Origin of the sequence: Streptomyces yangpuensis, from assembly GCF_001005295.1 — a bacterium.
In the GTDB taxonomy this organism is placed as follows: Bacteria; Actinomycetota; Actinomycetes; order Streptomycetales; family Streptomycetaceae; genus Streptomyces; species Streptomyces yangpuensis.
This window is the reverse complement of record NZ_LBMK01000002.1, coordinates 634,598-654,710: the sequence shown is the minus strand read 5'-3', so window position 1 is coordinate 654,710 and position 20,113 is coordinate 634,598. Positions and strand designations below refer to the sequence as shown.

Genomic DNA, 20,113 nt, shown 5'->3' with positions numbered 1-20,113 from the left:
TCATCCCTTCACTGCGCCGGAGGTCATGCCGCCGACGGCCTTGCGCTGGAGGAAGATGAAGATCAGAAGGACCGGGAGCGCGAAGAGCGAGGACGCGGCCATGGTGGCGCCCCAGTCGTTGCCGAAGGCGGACATGAACTCGGTCAGCCACAGCGGCAGGGTCTGCGCGGTCTTGTCCTTGTTGAGGATCAGGACCATGGCGAACTCGTTCCAGGCGGTGATGAAGCCGAAGAGCGAGGTGGACATCAGGCCGGGGGCCAGCAGCGGGAAGATCACCTTGCGGAAGGCCTGGCCGCGGGTGCAGCCGTCGATCTGGGCGGCCTCCTCCAGGGTCACCGGGACGGCGGCGATGAAGCCGCGCAGGGTCCAGATGGTGAAGGGCAGGATCATCACGAAGTAGATCGCGGTGAGCAGCGGGAGGCTGTTCAGCATCTCGGCGTCGCGGGCGATCATGTACATCGCGATGACCATGACCTCCCAGGGGGCCATCTGGGCCATCATCACGGTGAGGACCAGGCCCTTGCGGCCCCTGAACCTCATACGGGCGATGGCGAAGCTCGCGGCGAGGGCGACGAGCAGGGCCAGCAGGACGGCGCCGACGGTGACCAGGACGCTGTTGGTGACGTACGTCCAGAAGTTCTCGACCCCGGTGGCCTTGCCGAAGTTGTCCATCGTCGGCGTGAAGACGAAGACGGGGTCCTTCGTGAGCATCTGGTCGGCCGGCTTGAGGGCCGACGAGAACATCCAGTACACGGGGAAGACGAAGACGAGGGCCAGCAGGAGGGCGCCGAGGTTCTTGGCCACGGCTCCGGGGCGCAGCGGGCGGCGGGTGCGGAGCTGTTGTGCGGGCCTCTGGGGAGCCGCGGGCTCCGGGGCGGTGGTGGTGCTCACTGCTCCTCCTCCTGCTTCAGGATCAGGCGGAAGTAGAAGGACATGACGACGACGAGGATCACGATCGTCAGGACGGAGATCGCGGCGGCGAGGCCGTAGTGGGCCTGGCTCTGGCCCTCGACGTAGGCGAAGACCGGGAGGATCTCGGAGGCGCGGTCCGGGCCGCCCTTGTTCATCGCGTAGACCTGGGTGAAGGCCTTGAACACCCAGATCACCTCAAGGAAGGTGGTGATGAGGAAGAAGGGCTTCAGGTTCGGGAAGACGATCTTCCAGAAGGTCTGCCAGCCGTTGGCGCCGTCCATGCGGGCGGCCTCGTACAGCTCGGCGCCGACCGTGGTGAGTCCGGCGTACATGTTGAGGGCGACGAAGGGGATGGAGCCCCAGACCACCAGGATCGTGATGATCACCATGGTGGAGAGGCCGGTCTCCATCCAGTTGTGCTGTTCGTAGCCGGAGAAGCCGGCGGTGCGCATGACCCAGTTCATGACGCCGAACTGCTCGTCGAACAGCCAGTGGAAGACCTGCACCGAGGCGACGATCGGCATGGCCCAGGCCATCACCAGCGCCATCGAGAGGACCAGGCGCATCTTCTTGCCGAGCTTGTTCAGCAGGATGCCGATGAGGCTTCCCAGGGCCATGATCAGCGCGACGTTGGCCAGGGTGAAGGCGAAGCTGCGGACGACGACGGTCCAGAAGGTCGAGTCGCCGAGGAGTTCGGTGTAGTTGGCGAGTCCCGCGAAGGGGTACTTCCGCTGGATGAACTCGACCTTGTTGATGTCCTGGAGGGACAGGATCACGTTCTTGATCAGCGGGTACAGCAGGAGCGTCGCGAGGGCGAGCACCGCGGGCGCGACCAGCAGGTAGGGCAGCCACCCCGTGGGGAGCGGCTTCCCGCCCCCGCGAGGCGGCGTGGGGCCGGTGCCGGTTGCTGGGGCCGGCGTCTCGGGCAGTCCGGCGGACTTCGGTGGTGCGTCCTGTGGAGCGCTGGTCACCGCTCCCTGGGAGTGCACGGTCATGGCTTGGCTTCCTCGCGGTTGACTGTGGAGTCAAATGCGCGACCGGGGGCGCGGCGGGTGTCCGGGCACCTGCCGCACTCCCCGGTGCGATCACACTGCTGGGTCGTGCGGGTACTGCGGGGCGGGACTACTTGTTGATGCGCTTCGCGATCTCCGCGTCCGCCTCGGCGCCGGCCTTGGCCGCGTCCTCACCCTTCAGGACCTTGGTCATGAACTCCTTGATGGGGTTCGGCTCGGTCTCGACGTTCGCCCAGCCCGCGGTGACCGGGGTGATCTTGCCGTTGACGCCGGCCTTGCCCATGGCCTCGGCGAAGGAGCCCGCGGCGGGGGTGAAGTTGGCGGCGGCCTGGTTCGGGAGCAGCGCGCCTTTGGTCTCGGCCGCGTACTTGGTCATCTGGTCCTTGCCGGCGGCGAGGGCCAGCCACTCCTTGGCGAGCTCCTTGTTCTTGGAGCGCTCGGCCACGGCGAGGTTCGAGCCGCCGAGGAAGACGGTGCTGGTCTTGTCGGCCGTCTTGCCCGGGATCGGGAAGTAGCCGAAGTCGGCTTCCTTGCCCGCCTCCTTCAGGGCCTTCTCGGCACCGCCGGCCTCCCAGCCGAGACCGATCCAGGAGGCGACGCCGCCCTTGGGGACGATGTCGGTGGACTGCTGCGGGTTGGCCTCGTCCTTGTCCTTGGGGGCGGTGGAGTAGGACTGGAGCTTCTTGTAGAACTCCATCGCGGCGCCGGCCTGCGGGGTGCCGAGACCGCCCTTCCACTTGGAGCCGTCCTTGACGGCGAGGTCGCCGCCCTCGTCCCAGATGAGACCGGCGAGGACGTACCAGCTCTGGCCGGGGAGGTAGATGGGCTGGGTGGCCGGGTCGGCCGCCTTCAGCTTCTCCAGGCCGGCGATCCACTCGTCGCGGGTGGTGGGCGGGGTGACGCCGGCCTTGGCGAAGGCCTTCTTGTCGTAGACGACGACGCGGTTGGCGGCGTACCAGGGGGCGGAGTAGAGCTTGCCGTCGACCTCGGCCGAGGCGAGCATGCTCTTCTGCCAGGCGTCGGCGCCGAGGGCGGCCCTGTCCTTGGTCAGGTCGGCGAGGCCGCCGGTGACCGCGTAGCCGGCGGTCTGGGTGTTGCCGAGCTCAAGGACGTCCGGAGGGTTGTTCTCGGAGAGGGCCGTGGTGACCTTCTCCTGGATGCCGGTCCACTTCTGCTCCTCGACCTTGACCGTCACACCGGGGTGCTTGGCCGAGAACTCCTTGTTGACCTCGTCGATCCAGGCCTTCGGCGCGGAGCCGTCCATGACCCAGACGGTGATCTCCTTGGGACCCGCGTCGGCCTTGGCCTTGTCGTCGTCCCCGTTGCCACACGCCGCGACACCGACCATCATGCCCGCGACACCGACCGCCGCGATGAGCTTGCGCTTCACGCCACCCTCCTCAGGGATGCCTGCCTGCACTTCCCTTGCCCGCCGCGGTGACATACGCGAAGTACTGCCGTGGGGCTGGGATCTGATCCATATTGGTGTAGACCAGTAGCTGGAGCTTGGCCTAGACCTTTAGGGGTGTCAAGGGTCTAATGAGCGGGTGCCCGGTCCGTTATCGGACCGACACCTGGGGGGAGAGAAGGCCTGTCCCCCCACTCGTGTCACCATGTGACCGCACATATCGGAGGAGCCGGTGACGGCAGCGAAACTGGAGTCGGGAAGGCGGGCGGCGATGGCCACCGAAGGGGCACTCACGGAGCCGGACGACGGGGCGGCCACCCGGACGGCGCGTGTACCCAAGTACTACCGACTCAAGCGGCACTTGCTCGACATGACCGAGACACTGCCGCCCGGCACCCCGGTACCGCCGGAACGCACGCTCGCGGCCGAATTCGACACCTCGCGCACCACGGTCCGCCAGGCCCTCCAGGAACTGGTCGTGGAGGGGCGACTGGAGCGGATCCAGGGCAAAGGCACCTTCGTCGCCAAGCCCAAGGTCTCCCAGGCCCTGCAACTGACCTCGTACACGGAGGACATGCGGGCCCAGGGCCTGGAGCCGACCTCGCAGCTCCTCGACATCGGCTACGTGACCGCCGACGACACCCTCGCCGGACTGCTGAAGATCAACACCGGTGGGCGGGTGCTGCGCATCGAGCGGCTGCGGCTGGCCAGCGGCGAGCCCATGGCCATCGAGACCACCCATCTCTCCGCCAAGAGGTTCCCCGCGCTGCGCCGTTCGCTCGCCAAGTACACCTCCCTCTACACCGCCCTCGCCGAGGTGTACGACGTCCACCTGGCCGAGGCCGAGGAGACGATCGAGACCTCGCTGGCCACCCCGCGCGAGGCCGGCCTGCTCGGCACGGACGTCGGGCTGCCGATGCTCATGCTCTCCCGGCACTCCCTGGACGCCGACGGCGAACCGGTGGAGTGGGTGCGTTCGGTGTACCGCGGCGACCGCTACAAGTTCGTCGCCAGGCTCAAGCGCCCCGCCGTCTGACACACACTCCACAGACCCGTACCCCGCCCCGCGTACCGGAATTCCGCGACCGGAATGCGGACGGGGTCTTACGTTCACCAGGCAATTCCCCGTAGATTCCGCCTGCTTACGCAGATGATCGACGAGGGGACGAGAGATCATGCCTGAACCGGAAGCAACAGGGACACAACGGGACACGGCGGGTCCGGGAACCTCATCGGGCCCGCCCTCCCCCAAGTCCATCGCCGTATGGGTGCTCGTCGGCCTCGTGGGCGCCCTCGGCTGGGGCGTGCTGGCGCTCTCGCGCGGCGAGGAGATCTCCGCGGCCTGGCTGCTCGCCGCGGCCCTGGGCTCGTACGCCATCGGCTACCGCTTCTACGCGCGCTTCATCGCGCACCGCGTACTGAAGGTCGACGCCACGCGGGCCACCCCCGCCGAACGCCTCGACAACGGTGTCGACTTCCATCCCACCGACCGCCGGGTGCTCTTCGGCCACCACTTCGCCGCCGTCGCCGGCGCGGGCCCGCTCGTCGGCCCCGTGCTCGCCGCGCAGATGGGCTACCTGCCCGGGACCATCTGGATCGTCGCGGGCGTGATCTTCGCGGGCGCCGTCCAGGACATGGTGACGCTGTTCTTCTCCACCCGCCGCGACGGCCGCTCGCTCGGCCAGATGGCGCGGGACGAGATCGGCCCCGTCGGCGGAGCCGCCGCCCTGGTCGCCGTGTTCGCCATCATGATCATCCTGCTGGCGGTGCTGGCGCTGGTCATCGTCAACGCCCTCGCCCACTCCCCGTGGGGCGTCTTCTCCATCGGCATGACCATCCCGATCGCCGTCTTCATGGGCTTCTACCTGCGCGTCCTGCGGCCGGGCCGGGTCACCGAGGTCTCCCTCATCGGCGTCGCCCTGCTGCTGCTCGCCATCGTCGCGGGCGGCTGGGTCGCCGAGTCCTCCTTCGCCGGGACCTTCACCCTGGAGAAGGAGACGCTCGTCATCTGGATGGTGGTGTACGGCTTCCTGGCGTCGGTCCTGCCGGTGTGGATGCTGCTCGCGCCCCGCGACTACCTGTCCACCTTCATGAAGATCGGCACGATCGCCCTCCTCGCGATCGGCGTGGTCATCGCGATGCCGACGCTGAAGATGCCGTCGATCACCGACTTCGCGGCCCGCGGGGACGGCCCGGTCTTCGCCGGGTCGATGTTCCCGTTCGTCTTCATCACCATCGCGTGCGGCGCGCTGTCGGGCTTCCACGCCCTGGTCTCCTCGGGCACCACCCCGAAGATGATCCAGAAGGAGACCCAGGTCCGCATGATCGGCTACGGCGCCATGCTGACCGAGTCGTTCGTCGCCGTCATGGCGATCATCGCGGCCTGCATCATCGAGCCGGGCCTCTTCTTCGCGGTCAACTCCCCTCCCGGGATCATCGGCACCACGGTCGAGTCCGCCTCGCAGGCGGTGACGAACTTCGGCTTCGCCATCTCGCCCGAGGCCCTCACCCAGGCCGCCAAGGACGTCGAGGAAGCCAGCCTGCTGTCCCGTACCGGCGGCGCGCCGACCTTCGCACTCGGAATGTCGGAGATCTTCTCCTCCGTCATCGGCGGCGCCGGGATGAAGGCCTTCTGGTACCACTTCGCGATCATGTTCGAGGCCCTCTTCATCCTGACGACGCTCGACGCGGGCACCCGCGTGGGCCGGTTCATGCTCCAGGACACCCTCGGCAACGTCCACAAGTCCTTCAAGGACGTCAGCTGGAAGCCCGGCGTGTGGTTCGCGAGCGCGATCGTGGTCGGCGCGTGGGGCTACTTCCTGTGGGTCGGCATCAAGGACCCGCTGGGCGGGATCAACCAGCTCTTCCCGCTCTTCGGCATCGCCAACCAGCTGCTCGCCGCGGTCGCGCTGGCGGTCTGCACCACGCTGCTGGTGAAGTCCGGGCGGCTGAAGTGGGCGTGGGTGACGGGCGTCCCGCTGGCCTGGGACGCCACGGTGACCCTCACCGCCAGCTACCAGAAGGTCTTCTCCGAGGACGTGAAGGTCGGCTTCTTCGCCCAGCGCGACAAGTACCAGGCGGGCATCGACGCCGACAAGGTGCTGGCCCCCGCGAAGAACATGGACGACATGCACACGATCGTCACCAACGCCACGGTCGACGGCGTGCTGTGCGCCCTGTTCGCCGTCCTGATCATCGTGGTCCTCGCGGACGCGGCCCGGACCTGCCTCAAGGCCGTCCGCGACCCGGGCTCGGCGAAGCTCTCCGAGACCCCGTGGACCGAGTCGAAGATCGTCGCCCCGGCCGGCCTGATCGCGACCGCCGAGGAGCGGGCCCAGCTCGCCGCCGCAGGGGCGGACCGCGACTCCGGCGGCGGGCAGGTCAAGGAGCCGGTGGGGTGAGCACCGTACGCAGCGTGCTGGCCAGGGCCCGGTTCTACGTACGGGAGTTCTCGGGGGAGGCCGCCTACGACCGGTACGTGGCCCACGCCCGCTCCCACGACCCGGACGCGGAGGTCCTCACCCGCCGCGCCTTCGAACGCGCCCGCACGGACGCCCGCGAGGCGGACCCCCGTGAGGGCTTCCGCTGCTGCTGACACACGCCGGAGGGGCCCCGCCGCGTCCTGCGGCGGGGCCCCTTCGGCGCTGCTCAGCGCACCCAGTCCTTGAAGACCTCGGTCTGAAGGGTGATGCCGACGGGGTCGGGCAGCGCAATGTCCGTTCCATAGGGCACGATGTGGATGCTCTCGTACCGCTGGCCGTTGGGCTGGCTGTAGACGGAGACCTCGCACTTGGCCCGGTCGATCAGCAGGTACAAGGGGATGCCGGTCTCCGCGTAGGCACGGGGCTTCTCGACGTGATCCCGCCGGACGGTGTCGGAGTCCCACGAAGTCACCTCGACGGCCATGAGGATCGGAGCGGGGTCGACCCAGTCGCCCTGTCCCGCGAACGCCTTGGAAGGGGCCAGCACCGCGTCCGGGATGGCCCTGCCCTCGCGATAAGCCTGCGCCTTGATCCCCTGCCCCCCGTGGAGCCAGAGCTCCGGCCGGTGCTGCAGGAAGATCCGCGTCAACCACTGGATGATCATCTGGTGGTCGCCGTCCGGCATGGCCTTGCTCCTGATGACTCCGTCGATGAACTCAAGTCGCGTGCCTTCTCGCTCACGAGCGGCTATGCGTGCGACAGCCTCGAAGTCCTCGGTCAGCATGTGGGGCCTGTCGGTCATCACGGTCATGCCTCGCTCACCTTCCTCGACGGTGCTGCCTCCGACGATAGCGCCGCCCGCCGGGAGGCGTCCTGCACACTCGACCGCATGGACATGGTGATCAGAACGGCGGTGCCCGCCGACCACGAGACGCTGGGCGAGATCACGGCGCGGGCCTACCTCGCCGACGGGCACCTGGACTTCAACGAGGACGACGCCTACCTGAACGTGCTGCGTGACGTGGCCGGCCGGGCCGCCCTGGCCGAGGTGCTCGTCGCCGAGCGCGGCGGGCGGGTGCTCGGCGGCGTGACCTTCGCCGCACCCGGCAGCCCGCTCGCCGACATCGCCGGCCCCGACGAGGCCGAGTTCCGGATGCTCGCGGTGGCCCACGCGGCCCGCGGCCGGGGCGTCGGCGAGGCCCTGGTGCGGGCGTGCATCGAGCGGGCGCGGGCGATCGAGGGCGTCACGGGCCTCGTGCTCTCCACCCAGCGCAGCATGGCCGGGGCCCACCGGATCTACGTACGGCTGGGCTTCGAGCGCACCCCGGAGCGGGACTGGGCGCCCATCGAGGGCCTGAAACTCCTCACGTACCGACTCAAGCTGTAGCCATGCCGACACTACATGTTGGGGGTGCCGCACAAGGGCGCCCCCACATGTATGCTCATGCCTGCTGTCGCCGCAGGGGAATCCGGTGGGAATCCGGAACTGTCCCGCAACGGTATGAAGTGTCCGGCATCCGGACGCCAAGTCCGATGACCTGCCGTCAGCGCGCCCGGATCGACCGAACCGGGTGCCGACACGTCCGGGCCTCGCGGTTGGGCCGGTGGACGCCATGCGGTGTGCCCGTTCCTGCCACGCCCGCATGCGCCCGCGCCCGCCCGCCGATGACCGGGCCGAGCGAGGGAGAGCTCCCGCCGTGACCATCGCGCCTTCCGCACCGCGCGCCGAGTCCGTTTCTGGCGACAACACCGAGGGCCCGGGGGCCACGCTGCTGCGTACCCTCACCGAACTGACGGCGGACCTCCCCGACACCGACCCCGGCCGCGTCGCCGCCGCCGCGCTCCGCGGCCGCAGCTCCGCCGCCGACGACGCCGAACTGCGGGGGCTGGCCACCGAGTCCGCCGCGGGCCTCATCTCCGAGGACCCGGCCTACTCCAAGCTCGCCGCCCGCCTGCTGACGCTGGCCGTGCGCGACGAGGCCGCGAGCCAGGGCGCCACCTCCTTCTCCGCCTCCGTCGCGGTCGGCCACCGCGAGGGCCTCATCGCCGACCGCACCGCCGAGTTCGTGCGCACGCACGCGAGCCGCCTGGACGCGCTGGTCGAGCACACCCTCGCCGAGGGCGCCGACGACCGCTTCGGCTTCTTCGGCCTGCGGACCCTGCACAGCCGCTACCTGCTGCGCCATCCCATCACCCGTCAGGTCATCGAGACCCCGCAGTACTTCATGCTGCGCGTGGCCTGCGGTCTCGCCGCGGACGAGAGCGTCCAGGCCGTCGAGGAAGTCGCCTCGCTGTACCGGCTGATGAGCCGCCTCGACTACCTGCCCTCCTCCCCCACCCTCTTCAACTCCGGCACCCGGCACCCGCAGATGTCCTCCTGCTACCTGCTGGACTCCCCGCTGGACGAGCTCGACTCGATCTACGACCGCTACCACCAGGTCGCGCGCCTGTCGAAGCACGCCGGTGGCATCGGCCTGTCGTACTCCCGCATCCGCGCCCGCGGTTCGCTGATCCGCGGCACCAACGGCCACTCCAACGGCATCGTGCCGTTCCTGAAGACCCTCGACGCCTCCGTCGCCGCCGTGAACCAGGGCGGCCGCCGCAAGGGCGCCGCCGCCGTCTACCTGGAGACCTGGCACGCGGACATCGAGGAGTTCCTGGAGCTCCGCGACAACACCGGTGAGGACCAGCGCCGCACCCACAACCTGAACCTCGCCCACTGGGTGCCGGACGAGTTCATGCGCCGCGTGAACGCCGACGCCGAGTGGTCGCTGTTCTCCCCGGCCGACGTCCCCGAGCTGGTCGACCTGTGGGGCGACGCGTTCGACGCCGCCTACCGCAAGGCCGAGGCCGACGGCCTGGCCCGCAAGACCATGCCCGCCCGCGACCTGTACGGCCGGATGATGCGCACCCTCGCGCAGACCGGCCAGGGCTGGATGACCTTCAAGGACGCCTCCAACCGCACGGCCAACCAGACCGCCGAGCCGGGCACCGTCGTCCACTCCTCGAACCTGTGCACCGAGATCATCGAGGTCACGAACGACGGCGAGACGGCCGTCTGCAACCTCGGCTCGGTCAACCTGGGCGCCTTCGTGCTCACGGAGACGGGCGAGATCGACTGGGAGCGCCTGGACGAGACCGTCCGCACGGCCGTGACCTTCCTCGACCGCGTGGTGGACATCAACTTCTACCCGACCGAGCAGGCCGGCCGCTCCAACGCCCGCTGGCGCCCGGTGGGCCTGGGCGCGATGGGCCTCCAGGACGTCTTCTTCAAGCTGAAGCTGCCCTTCGACTCCCCCGAGGCGAAGGCCCTGTCCACCAAGCTCTCCGAGCGCATCATGCTGGCCGCGTACGAGGCCTCCTGCGACCTCGCCGAGCGCAGCGGCCCGCTGCCGGCCTGGGAGCAGACGCGCACCGCGCGCGGCGTCCTGCACCCGGACCACTACGACACCGAGCTGAACTGGCCGGAGCGCTGGGACGCGCTGCGCGCCCGCGTCGCCGAGACCGGCATGCGCAACTCCCTGCTCCTCGCCATCGCCCCGACGGCCACGATCGCCTCGATCGCCGGCGTGTACGAGTGCATCGAGCCGCAGGTCTCCAACCTGTTCAAGCGCGAGACGCTGTCGGGTGAGTTCCTCCAGGTGAACGGCTACCTGGTGGAGGAGCTGAAGCAGCTCGGCGTGTGGGACGCCCAGACCCGTGAGGCGCTGCGCGACTCCTCGGGCTCGGTGCAGGGCTTCGGCTGGATCCCGGCCGAGGTGCGCGCGCTGTACCGCACGGCGTGGGAGATCCCGCAGCGCGGCCTGATCGACATGGCGGCGGCCCGTACGCCGTTCCTGGACCAGTCTCAGTCGCTGAACCTGTTCCTGGAGACGCCCACCATCGGCAAGCTCAGCTCGATGTACGCGTATGCCTGGAAGCAGGGCCTGAAGACCACGTACTACCTGCGCTCGCGCCCGGCGACGAAGATCGCCCGCGCCGCCCAGGCCACCACCGCCGCTCCGGTGGCCCTCCCGCAGGCCGTCGACGCAGAGGCGCTGGCCTGCTCCCTTGAGAACCCCGAGTCCTGCGAGGCGTGCCAGTAATGAGCTCCACCGACAAGAAGAACCTCCTGGACCCGGGCTTCGAGCTCACGCTCCGTCCGATGCGCTACCCGGACTTCTACGAGCGCTACCGGGACGCGATCAAGAACACGTGGACGGTGGAGGAGGTCGACCTCCACTCGGACGTCGCCGACCTCGCGAAGCTGACGCCCGCCGAGCAGCACATGATCGGCCGGCTGGTCGCGTTCTTCGCGACGGGCGACTCGATCGTCTCGAACAACCTGGTGCTGACGCTGTACAAGCACATCAACTCCCCGGAGGCGCGCCTGTACCTGTCGCGCCAGCTGTTCGAGGAGGCCGTGCACGTCCAGTTCTATCTGACGCTGCTCGACACCTACCTGCCCGACCCGGACGACCGCGCGGCGGCGTTCGACGCGGTGGAGGAGATCCCCTCCATCCGTGAGAAGGCGCAGTTCTGCTTCAAGTGGATGGACTCGGTCGAGAAGATCGAGCGGCTGGAGACGCAGGCCGACCGCCGCCGCTTCCTGCTGAACCTGATCTGCTTCGCCGCGTGCATCGAGGGCCTGTTCTTCTACGGTGCCTTCGCGTACGTGTACTGGTTCCGCTCGCGCGGTCTGCTGCACGGCCTGGCCACCGGCACCAACTGGGTGTTCCGTGACGAGACCATGCACATGAACTTCGCGTTCGAGGTCGTGGACACGGTCCGCAAGGAGGAGCCCGAGCTCTTCGACGACGCGCTCCAGCAGCAGGTCACCGACATGCTGAAGGAGGCCGTGGAGGCGGAGCTGCAGTTCGGCCGGGACCTGTGCGGCGACGGCCTGCCGGGCATGAACACCGAGTCGATGCGCGAGTACCTGGAGTGCGTCGCGGACCAGCGCCTGGTCCGACTCGGCTTCCCGCCGGTGTACGGCTCGCAGAACCCGTTCTCCTTCATGGAGCTCCAGGGTGTCCAGGAGCTGACGAACTTCTTCGAGCGCCGCCCGTCGGCCTACCAGGTCGCGGTCGAGGGCACGGTCGACCTGGACGAGGACTTCTAGCCTCCTCTGACCCCCTCGGAAGCCCCTCTGACGCACCGAGAGCCGGGACGCGAGCCGATCGCGTCCCGGCTCTTCGCGTTCCGGGGCGGTGCGTGCGCCGTGGGGCTCAGTGGGCGAGACGGCCCCGGCGCCAGGCGGCGGACCGGAGGCCGTGCCGGGGCCGCGGGGTGGGCGGCATGCCGCCCGCCTTCTGCCGCGGCAGCCACACGAGGCGCGTCTCGACGGCCCGCAGCTCTCGGTCGATCCGCCGATCCCGCAGAGCCCCGTACAGGCTGGGGGCGAGCAGCAGGGTGGCGACGGCGAGGACGGCGAGGTAGCTCAGGAACGTGTTCATGTATCCACTGTCGCCCCGTTCACCCCACCCGGCCACTGGCAGGACTGCCATGAAAGAACGAATTACTGCCACACTGGGTGCATGCTGACCAACGTGGCCGTGGCCCTCCTCGACGAAGTGGCCCCCTTCGAGTTCGGAATCTTCTGCGAAGTCTTCGGGATCGACCGCAGCGACCATGGACTGCCGGTGTACGACTACGCCGTGTGCGCGGCGGAGGACGGCCCGCTGACCATGGCCGGAACGGGTTTCGCCTTCGCCCCCGCCCACGGGCTGGAGCGGCTGGAGAGCGCGGACCTGATCTGCGTGCCCGCCTTCCGAAACGCCTCCGGGCGCAGCTACCCGGAGCCGCTCCTGGCCGCGCTGCGCCGCGGTGTGGAGCGCGGCGCGCGGGTGCTCAGCGTGTGCAGCGGGGCCTTCGTGCTGGGCGCGGCGGGGCTGCTGGACGGCCGGCGCTGCACCACGCACTGGATGCACGCCCCGGCCCTGGCCCGGCGTTTCCCGCGGGCGCTGGTCGACCCGGACGTGCTCTACGTCGACGAGGGCCCGGTGATCACCTCGGCCGGCACCGCCTCCGGGATCGACGCCTGCCTCCACGTGGTCCGCCAGGAGCACGGCGCCGAGGTGGCCAACGCGATAGCGCGGCGGATGGTCGTACCACCGCACCGGGACGGCGGGCAGGCGCAGTACATCCAGCGGCCGCTGCCGCGCACGTCCTGCGACACGGTGGGCGAGGTGATCGGGTGGATGGGCCGCCACCTGGCGCAGGAGATCACCGTCGAGCAGCTCGCGGAGCGGGCGCACATGTCGCCGCGCACCTTCGCCCGCCGCTTCCTGCAGGAGACCGGCACCACCCCGTACAAGTGGGTCCTGCGCCAGCGGGTCCTGCTGGCGCAGGAGTTGCTGGAGTCCACCGACGAGACGGTCGACGCGATCGCCGGCCGCTCCGGCTTCGGCAACGCGGCCGCCCTGCGCCACCACTTCCTGCGGACCCTGGGCACCACGCCGAACTCCTTCAGACGCGCGTTCCGGGGCCCGCAGGCCGCTTAGGCCGAGCCTCAGGCGTTGGGGACGGTCTCGTAGCGCGGGGTGCCCTCCGCCATCTGGCGCAGGGCGTCCTTGCGGTCCCGCTTCGAGAGCCGGTCGATGTACAGGTAGCCGTACAGGTGGTCGGTCTCGTGCTGCAGGCAGCGGGCGAAGTAGCCGGTGCCGCGGACCTTGACCGGGTTGCCCTGGGCGTCCTGGCCCTCGACCTCGGCGTAGTCCGGGCGGGCGAGCGAGGCGTACGCCGTCGGGACGGACAGGCAGCCCTCGTTGGAGTCGTCCAGCACCCGCGAGCCCGCCGGGAGCTCGACGAGCCTGGGGTTGACGACGACCCCGGTGTGGCGCACGCCGTCGTCGTCCGGGCAGTCGTAGACGAAGACCTTGGCGTCCACGCCGATCTGGTTCGCGGCCAGGCCGACGCCCTCGGCCGCCTTCTGGCTGGCGAACATGTCGTCGATCAGCCGGGCCAGCTCGTCGCCGAACTCGGTGACGTCCTTGCACTCGCGGTGCAGGACCGGGTTGCCGACGACCGTGATCGGGCGGGCGGTGCCGCGCTCCCGATGGGCCAGCTCGCGCGCCGCGCAGTCCTCGGTGTCCACGACGTACCCGTCGTTCACGACCTCGCCACCATCGACAACCTGGTTCTCCTGCTGCGCCATGTCCGCCGTACGCCTTCCGTAAGTCCCGTTCACCGGTGGTCGCCGATGGCCACCGATGTGCCCGTACAGCCTACGGCCCCGGCTCAGCAGACTTCTTCGAGATCCCGCCACTCGCGGCTGTCGGGGCTGTCGGAGACCCAGCTGTCGAGGAGGCCGCGGACCAGTCCGGCCGGTGCCGCGATGCCGCATTCGCGCTCGGGCACCCACAGGGAACCGGAGCCCGCCGTACGGTGCCCCAGCGGCCCGGGGTGTCCCGGCTCGCTGTGGTCGTGCGGATCCAGGTGCTCGCCGTCGCCCTCGTCGCTGGGCATCTCGCTCTCCGAGCAGGTCCGGCACAGCAGCCGCACCGACGAGGACCAGTCCTCGGCGGCGAAGCCCGCGTCCGAGGCGAGCTGTTCCAGCGCGTCGCGGTCCGCCTCGGTGGCCGCCTCCAGCAGCACCACCCAGGTCGGCACCGGGGACGGCGCCCACAGCTCGATCTCGTCGAACACCGGGTAGGAGGGTCCGGCGGCGGTCACCCGCTCGCCGTGCGGGACCCCGTCGTGGAGGACGACCTCGCCCCAGCGCCGCCCCGACGAGGGCAGCGGGATCGACAGGACCTCCAGCCGCGCCGGGTCCAGCCTGCGGCCCCACACCACCTCGGCCTCACCCTCGGGCGAGAGCCGCACGGCGGCGCTGCCGAGTTCCATGCCGACCGGCTCGCCGTTCCCGCCGCCGCTGCCGTTCGCGCCGTGCGGGTCCCCGGGCACCTTCAGCCCGTACGCCTGCCAGGCCCGCCGGGCCAGCGGCCAGTCCTGGAGCGCGGTGGCGGCGATCCCGACGTTCCACCAGTCGGGGGCCCCGGTCTCCCGGTCCAGCAGGGCCACGGCGCGCAGTCCGGCGGCCCTCGCCTGCTCCCAGTCGTGCCGGAACTTGTGCAGCAGGGCCAGGTTGAACCAGGACTCGGAGAGCCACGGCTCCAGGTCCGCGGCTCTGGTCAGCAGCGCCCCGGCGTCCTCGTACCGCCCGTCACCGATCAGCGTGAACGCGCGGTCGGTGGCCTGCCGCCACGAGGCGGAGGGCCGATGCCGTACCTTCCCGAAGATCCTCACGATTCCCGCCTGCCTGGGGGCACCTCCCAGCGGTGGCTGGGGGACTACGGTGCAGCCTTGCGGACACTCTTACTGGCATCCAACCATGCCCACTCGGACGGCCGCTCATTACCCATGGGTTACCCCGGTGGGACGGGCACCACTCTGCCACGTCCGCCCCTGGCCAGAACCCTCGCCAGGCATTCCACGACCTCCGGCTGATAATCGTGCCCGGTGCCCAGGCGGAGCTGTTCCAGGGCGGCCAGTGAGCCGCCCGGGTGACGGTTCGCGCCGACGAGGTCGTCGTACGCGTTGACCACGCGCACGATCCGGGCCGGCGCGGGCTGCTCCCGGTACGGGTCCGCCTGCCGCTCCACGATCACGGCGACCTCGGCGGGGACCCCGGTCTGCCGGGCCACCTCCCCGCCCAGCCCGGCGATCCGGCGGGCCTCGGCCGCGGGCAGCTCGGCGGTGGCCCCGTCCGGGACCGGGTCGACCAGGGAGAGCTGGCCGATGTCGTGCATCAGGGCGGCGTACTCCAGCACCGTGAGCTCCCGCTCCGACAGGCCCAGCTCCCGGCCGACGGCGCAGCTCAGGGCCGCCACCCGGCGGGCGTGTCCGGGCGGGGTGTAGCCGGCGATCTCGGTGGCCCGGGCCAGGGAGGTGACGGTCTGGCGGTAGGTGGTGCGGATCGCGGCGATCCGGTGGAAGGACAGCTGGGTCAGCAGCAGCGGCACGCTGAGGACGGGGACGGCCCACAGCCCCGCGGCGGCCGCGCCGAGCGCCATGACGACGCCGGTGGCACAGATCGCCGGGCCGATGCCGAGCTGGGCGCGCAGCCCGTCGCGCAGCAGCGGCCCGTACGGCCGGCCCGTGCGCGCCCCCGCGAGGGCGGCGGCGAGCACGGCGTCGCACAGGGCGACCAGGACCAGCAGGAGCAGCAGGAAGACGACGAGGTACGGCCCCTGACCCAGCCGCTGCTCCAGCCGGCCGGAGTGGTGGAGCGGCTGGAAGCAGGCGGCGGCGAAGGCGACGGTGAGCACCCGGCGGGACAGGTGGTCGAGGGCGGGGCCGCAGCCACGGGCGACGTGCGGGACGATCCCGGCGAGGGCTGCCGCGGCGACGACGGCGACGGTCTCCAGCACCCCGTGGTGGGTCGGCAGGCCCGCGTTCCGGCCGAGCAGGGCGTAGGCGAGGGCGCCGGCCGAGCCGAGCGGCGCGCCCAGGTGGTCGGGAGCGCCCGGCCGGTCCCTGCGGGCGAGCTCGCCGACGGTGACCAGGGCGCCGAAGGCCAGGGCGACGCCGGGCTCGGTCAGGCCGTTCCACAGGGTGTGGGCGAGGCCGACGGCGGCGAGCGCGGCCGCGGCCCCCCGTACCGCCCACGCGCCCGCGGCCCTCATGCGCCCGCCCCGGCACCGTCCGCGTCGCGGCCGGGCCGTTCGCCGGCGGCCGGGGCCTGGCTGCCGGGGCCGTCGGCGCCGGGAGGCGCGGCGTCCTGCGCGGGCAGGGCGCCGAGCGCCGTCCGCGCCGCCGGCCGGGCGGTGCGCGCACCCCGGGGGCGGAGCCCGCCGTCCCGGCCGGTGGCCGGCGCGGGCGCGGCCGGAGCGGGCGCGGCCGGAGCGGGCGCGGCCGGGCCCTGGCCGTTCCGGGCCGCCGGCCCCCGCACCCCGGGACCGGGTACCCCGGCGGGAGCGGGGTCGCCGATCACCTGGAGGTCGTCGTCCGAGGTGACCGCCGGATGCCAGCCGTGCCGGCCGACGGCGTCCGTCAGGGCCCGTACCATCGCCGGATCGAACTGGGCCCCCGCGCACCGCTCAAGCTCGGCGAGGGCGGTGGGCACCGGCCGGGCCCGGCTGTAGGAGCGGGTGGAGGTCATGGCGTCGAAGGCGTCGGCCACCGCCACCACCCGGGCCAGTACCGGGATCTGCTCGCCGGTCAGCCCGTACGGATAGCCGGTGCCGTCGACGCGTTCGTGGTGGTGCAGGATCGCGGACCTGGCCTCCCCCAGGAAGCCGATGCCGCGCACCATCTCGTGCCCGTACTCGGGGTGCAGTTCGATGATCCGGCGCTCCTGCGGGGTGAGCGGCCCGTCCTTGCGCAGCAGCCGGGTGGGGACGCCGATCTTGCCGACGTCGTGCAGGATGCCGGCGAAGCGGACCACTTCCAGCCGCTCCTCGGCCATCCCCAGCTCGCGGGCGATCATCGTGGAGGCCTGGCCGACCCGTTCGCTGTGGCCGCGCGTGTAGCGGTCCTTGATGCCGACGGCCTGGACGAGGGCCCGGATGGTGGCCTGATGGGCGGCGCGCTCACGGTGGTACTGGGCGAAGACCCAGCAGGAGACATACATCGGGAGCAGGACGAGCAGCGCGGCCGGGACCCCGTACGGGCTGCGCCACATGACGGCCATCATCAGTCCGGCGAGGCCGTGGACGCAGTGCGCGGCGAGGGTGAGGGGGACCAGGCCGTGCCAGGTGGTGGCGGCCGGCCTGCGTTCGGCGGCGGCCAGGATGCCCCCGTCGAGGGCGGTGATCACCAGGCAGAAGACGGCGGCCGCCGCCGTCGCGGGGAGCATCGCGCCGGGGAGGTCGGCGGGCCACCCGGGGGGCGCGGACCCGGCGGCGGGCCCCCGGCCGAGGGCGGCCGGGCCGCCGAGCAGCCCGAACACCTGCCCCGCCGCCCATGCGCCCAGGGACTGCTGGGCCCCGTGCCACACCCGGCGCACCCCGGCGGGCCGCTGGGCCACGGTGGCGGCGAGACCTCCGGGCAGCGCCACGAGCGCGGCGGCGGCGGGCGGCAGCAGGAAGACGGCGGCGAGCACCACGGGGAAGAAGGAGCCGATGCCCTCGGGGGCCCGGCGGCCCGGCAGCGGGCAGTGCCGGACGAGTTCGCAGCCGAGGTAGAGCACGGCGAGCAGGGTCACGGCCGGCCAGGGCGTAACGGAATCCGTGAGGACCGGGACGGTGCAGGCGAGTGCCGCCAGTACGACGCAGAGAACGAATCCGCGGGCGGCCGGCGGAAGACCCCACATGGCACTCTCCTCCCCTGGGCCGTGCAAGCCGGGCACCGGATCGGACCGGTACCGATTGGGGAGAATAGGTGGGGCCCCGAGCGGGGTGGGCCACAATTTCGTATTGCGCCATGCGGACGCCCCCGGATTAGCACATTCGGGTGAATGAACTGATCTTCCGGGGGCGGGTGTTCAGCAGTTCGACCGATTTCGCAGCGGTCAGCCGGACGCGGGGTTGTCGGCGGTGACGTCATGGTCGGGGACGGCCTGCCCCGACCGGATCAGCTCGATCCGGCCCATCACCTTCGACCGCAGGTCGGACGGCACGTCGTCCGACCCGCAGCAGCGCTTGACCAGCTTCTTCACGGCCTGTTCCAGGCCGTACTTCTCCAGACAGGGATTGCACTCGCCGAAGTGGGTCTCGAACTTCGTGCAGTCGCTGTCGGGCATCTCATGGTCGAGGAACTCGTACAGGTGGTCCAGGACCTCAGAGCACTCTGTCTCGTGCGGCTCTCCGCAACTCATGAGCCCGTGCCTTTCCGGTCGTTCGCCTCTCCAGCACCCGCGGGAACCAGCCCGCGCTCGCGGGCGTAGTCCTCCAGCATTCCGCGGAGCTGACGGCGGCCACGGTGCAGTCGCGACATGACCGTTCCGATGGGTGTACCCATGATGTCCGCGATCTCCTTGTACGCAAAGCCCTCTACGTCGGCAAGATAGACCGCGATGCGGAACTCTTCCGGAATGGCCTGCAGGGCTTCCTTCACGTCCGAGTCGGGCAGATGGTCGAGCGCCTGCGACTCGGCCGAGCGCAGTCCGGTCGACATGTGCGACTCGGCGCGCGCCAGCTGCCAGTCCTCGATCTCCTCCGCTGCGCTGCGCTGGGGCTCGCGCTGCTTCTTTCGGTAGGAGTTGATGAAGGTGTTGGTGAGGATGCGGTACAGCCACGCCTTCAGGTTGGTGCCTTCGCGGAACTGGTGGAAGGACGCGTATGCCTTCGCGTACGTCTCCTGGACCAGGTCCTCGGCGTCGGCCGGGTTGCGCGTCATGCGCAGCGCGGCCGAGTACATCTGGTCGAGGTAGCCGAGGGCGTCCCGTTCGAAGCGCGCGTTGCGCTCCAGGGTCGTCTCCTCCGCGTGGCCTTCGTCGGTCCCAGCGACAGGACCCACCTCCTCCGACTGCGTGGCGGCTCCGAAAGCGGATCCGCTCGAATCGGAGAATAGTCGACCTTCCCGGCCCCCCGCCGCCCGGAGCGAGCTGCGCTTGGGGGCGGGCAGCACCGTCCAGTCCAGGTCAGCGGCCTGCGGACGGTTCTGGCTGATGACCTGGGTCATGCGCTCCCTCTCCTCCGACGTTCCGTGTGTACCGACATGTGGGACAACAGAGAGGCGGGGCGGCGCATTCCCGGGAACACCACGGGTTTCCGGCTTTTCCCGGGCCGGCGGCGGGCGGCGTGGCCCGGGTCACCCGGGGAGCCGTGCGAGCCACTCCCCGACCGCCTCGGTGATCGTCCGCAGAGCCTCCTCCTGGGTGGTGGCGGCCTTCTTCGGCACCGCGAAGCCGTGATCGCCGTGGGCCACCTCGACCAGCTCGTACGGGTGCTCCCCGGCCGGCTCCGGGAACTCCTCGGGGCGGCCGAAGGGGTCCCGGCCGCCCTGGACCACGAGGGCGGGCCGGCCGGCCCCGGTGAGTTCCGCGGCGCGGGACTTCTCGGGCCGGCCCGGCGGGTGCAGCGGGAAGGCCAGGGCCAGGACCCCGGCGGCGCCCAGTTCTCCGGCGGTGCGGCAGGCCACGCGGGCGCCCGCGCTGCGTCCGCCCGCGACCACCGGCAGCCCGGGTGCCGTGAGCGCCGGCCACAGCCCGCGCCAGCCCTCGTCCAGCACCCTGGGTGCGGCGGCGACCTTCTTCCCGGCGACCCGCCAGGGCTGTTCGACGAGCGCCACTGTGATCCCGCGGGCGGGCAGGGCGGCGGCCAGCGCCTGGAGGTCGCGGGCCTCGATGCCGCCGCCCGCACCGTGGCTCACGGCGAGTACGAGCCGGCCCTTCGGGGCGGTGTGCCAGGTGATGCGGGCCTCGCCCGCCGGGGTGTCGACGCTCTCGGTACGCGTGGTCATGCCCCCATCGTGCCGTGCGGGCCGGTCGGGACACG

General features: G+C 71.0%; 19 protein-coding genes and 1 riboswitch. Of the genes, 7 read left to right on the top strand and 12 right to left on the bottom strand.

The genetic code is table 11. The features are described 5' to 3' along the window. The 3 genes from AAT21_RS08355 to AAT21_RS08345 form a co-directional block, all read right to left on the bottom strand. Positions 1 to 891 carry a carbohydrate ABC transporter permease gene (locus AAT21_RS08355; RefSeq protein WP_079025514.1) on the bottom strand — a complete coding sequence of 297 codons (891 nt, stop codon included), beginning with the start codon at positions 889 to 891 and terminating at the stop codon, positions 1 to 3. After that, positions 888 to 1,907 (bottom strand): carbohydrate ABC transporter permease, encoded by a 1,020-nt coding sequence (locus AAT21_RS08350; protein WP_046776089.1) that lies wholly within the window; start codon positions 1,905 to 1,907, stop codon positions 888 to 890. The genes AAT21_RS08355 and AAT21_RS08350 overlap by 4 nt, the downstream gene beginning before the upstream one ends. A gap of 127 nt (positions 1,908 to 2,034) precedes the next feature. Further along, entirely contained in the window at positions 2,035 to 3,315 is a 1,281-nt protein-coding gene (locus tag AAT21_RS08345) for an extracellular solute-binding protein (protein WP_046776088.1), read from the bottom strand. A gap of 289 nt (positions 3,316 to 3,604) precedes the next feature. On the opposite strand from AAT21_RS08345, the gene AAT21_RS08340 reads away from it, so the two are divergent. The 3 genes from AAT21_RS08340 (at position 3,605) to AAT21_RS08330 (ending at position 6,928) form a co-directional block, all read left to right on the top strand. Beyond that, positions 3,605 to 4,369, top strand: coding sequence for a GntR family transcriptional regulator (locus AAT21_RS08340; protein ID WP_046776087.1), 765 nt, complete (start codon positions 3,605 to 3,607; stop codon positions 4,367 to 4,369). Between the two features lie 139 nt (positions 4,370 to 4,508). After that, positions 4,509 to 6,734 (top strand): carbon starvation CstA family protein, encoded by a 2,226-nt coding sequence (locus AAT21_RS08335; protein WP_200904355.1) that lies wholly within the window; start codon positions 4,509 to 4,511, stop codon positions 6,732 to 6,734. After that, positions 6,731 to 6,928: a CstA-like transporter-associated (seleno)protein gene (locus AAT21_RS08330; protein WP_030016682.1), complete on the top strand. Its 198-nt coding sequence runs from the start codon at positions 6,731 to 6,733 to the stop codon at positions 6,926 to 6,928. The genes AAT21_RS08335 and AAT21_RS08330 overlap by 4 nt, the downstream gene beginning before the upstream one ends. 53 nt (positions 6,929 to 6,981) lie before the next feature. Here the strand turns inward: AAT21_RS08330 and AAT21_RS08325 are convergent, their stop codons facing one another. Next, positions 6,982 to 7,566: a Uma2 family endonuclease gene (locus AAT21_RS08325; RefSeq protein WP_046776086.1), complete on the bottom strand. Its 585-nt coding sequence runs from the start codon at positions 7,564 to 7,566 to the stop codon at positions 6,982 to 6,984. Between the two features lie 78 nt (positions 7,567 to 7,644). Here AAT21_RS08325 and AAT21_RS08320 point away from each other — a divergent pair, with 78 nt between their 5' ends. The 3 genes from AAT21_RS08320 to AAT21_RS08310 all read left to right on the top strand — a co-directional run bounded on the left by AAT21_RS08320 (position 7,645) and on the right by AAT21_RS08310 (position 11,856). Continuing rightward, positions 7,645 to 8,142 carry a GNAT family N-acetyltransferase gene (locus AAT21_RS08320; protein ID WP_046776085.1) on the top strand — a complete coding sequence of 166 codons (498 nt, stop codon included), beginning with the start codon at positions 7,645 to 7,647 and terminating at the stop codon, positions 8,140 to 8,142. A 51-nt stretch (positions 8,143 to 8,193) separates the two neighbouring features. Then, positions 8,194 to 8,315: riboswitch (cobalamin riboswitch) on the top strand. Between the two features lie 137 nt (positions 8,316 to 8,452). Continuing rightward, positions 8,453 to 10,840: a ribonucleoside-diphosphate reductase subunit alpha gene (locus AAT21_RS08315; RefSeq protein ID WP_046776084.1), complete on the top strand. Its 2,388-nt coding sequence runs from the start codon at positions 8,453 to 8,455 to the stop codon at positions 10,838 to 10,840. After that, a complete protein-coding gene (locus AAT21_RS08310) occupies positions 10,840 to 11,856 on the top strand; it encodes a ribonucleotide-diphosphate reductase subunit beta (RefSeq protein ID WP_046776083.1) in 1,017 nt (338 codons plus the stop codon). Before AAT21_RS08315 ends, AAT21_RS08310 begins: the two co-directional genes overlap by 1 nt. 106 nt (positions 11,857 to 11,962) lie before the next feature. On the opposite strand, the gene AAT21_RS08305 is transcribed toward AAT21_RS08310, so the two are convergent. Continuing rightward, positions 11,963 to 12,190 (bottom strand): hypothetical protein, encoded by a 228-nt coding sequence (locus AAT21_RS08305; RefSeq protein WP_052757694.1) that lies wholly within the window; start codon positions 12,188 to 12,190, stop codon positions 11,963 to 11,965. Positions 12,191 to 12,271: 81 nt separating this feature from the next. Between AAT21_RS08305 and AAT21_RS08300 the strand changes: the two genes are divergently transcribed. Further along, the gene (locus AAT21_RS08300) at positions 12,272 to 13,237 is read left to right on the top strand and encodes a helix-turn-helix domain-containing protein (RefSeq protein ID WP_046776081.1); all 966 of its coding nucleotides are present in this window, start codon (positions 12,272 to 12,274) and stop codon (positions 13,235 to 13,237) included. A gap of 8 nt (positions 13,238 to 13,245) precedes the next feature. On the opposite strand, the gene def is transcribed toward AAT21_RS08300, so the two are convergent. From def to AAT21_RS08265, 7 genes are all read right to left on the bottom strand, one after another. Further along, positions 13,246 to 13,890 (bottom strand): peptide deformylase, encoded by a 645-nt coding sequence (gene def / locus AAT21_RS08295; RefSeq protein ID WP_046776080.1) that lies wholly within the window; start codon positions 13,888 to 13,890, stop codon positions 13,246 to 13,248. Between the two features lie 83 nt (positions 13,891 to 13,973). Continuing rightward, the gene (locus tag AAT21_RS08290) at positions 13,974 to 14,981 is read right to left on the bottom strand and encodes a tetratricopeptide repeat protein (protein WP_046776079.1); all 1,008 of its coding nucleotides are present in this window, start codon (positions 14,979 to 14,981) and stop codon (positions 13,974 to 13,976) included. 119 nt (positions 14,982 to 15,100) lie between these two features. Beyond that, positions 15,101 to 16,360, bottom strand: coding sequence for an HD-GYP domain-containing protein (locus AAT21_RS08285; protein ID WP_046776078.1), 1,260 nt, complete (start codon positions 16,358 to 16,360; stop codon positions 15,101 to 15,103). Beyond that, positions 16,357 to 17,988 (bottom strand): HD-GYP domain-containing protein, encoded by a 1,632-nt coding sequence (locus AAT21_RS08280; RefSeq protein WP_079025513.1) that lies wholly within the window; start codon positions 17,986 to 17,988, stop codon positions 16,357 to 16,359. Before AAT21_RS08280 ends, AAT21_RS08285 begins: the two co-directional genes overlap by 4 nt. Positions 17,989 to 18,186: 198 nt before the next feature. Beyond that, positions 18,187 to 18,492 (bottom strand): mycothiol system anti-sigma-R factor, encoded by a 306-nt coding sequence (rsrA, locus tag AAT21_RS08275; protein WP_030963497.1) that lies wholly within the window; start codon positions 18,490 to 18,492, stop codon positions 18,187 to 18,189. Next, a complete protein-coding gene (locus tag AAT21_RS08270; protein ID WP_046777160.1) occupies positions 18,489 to 19,133 on the bottom strand; it encodes a sigma-70 family RNA polymerase sigma factor in 645 nt (214 codons plus the stop codon). Before AAT21_RS08270 ends, rsrA begins: the two co-directional genes overlap by 4 nt. Positions 19,134 to 19,427: 294 nt before the next feature. Then, positions 19,428 to 20,078 carry an alpha/beta hydrolase family protein gene (locus AAT21_RS08265; RefSeq protein WP_046776077.1) on the bottom strand — a complete coding sequence of 217 codons (651 nt, stop codon included), beginning with the start codon at positions 20,076 to 20,078 and terminating at the stop codon, positions 19,428 to 19,430. Positions 20,079 to 20,113: the final 35 nt, after the last annotated feature.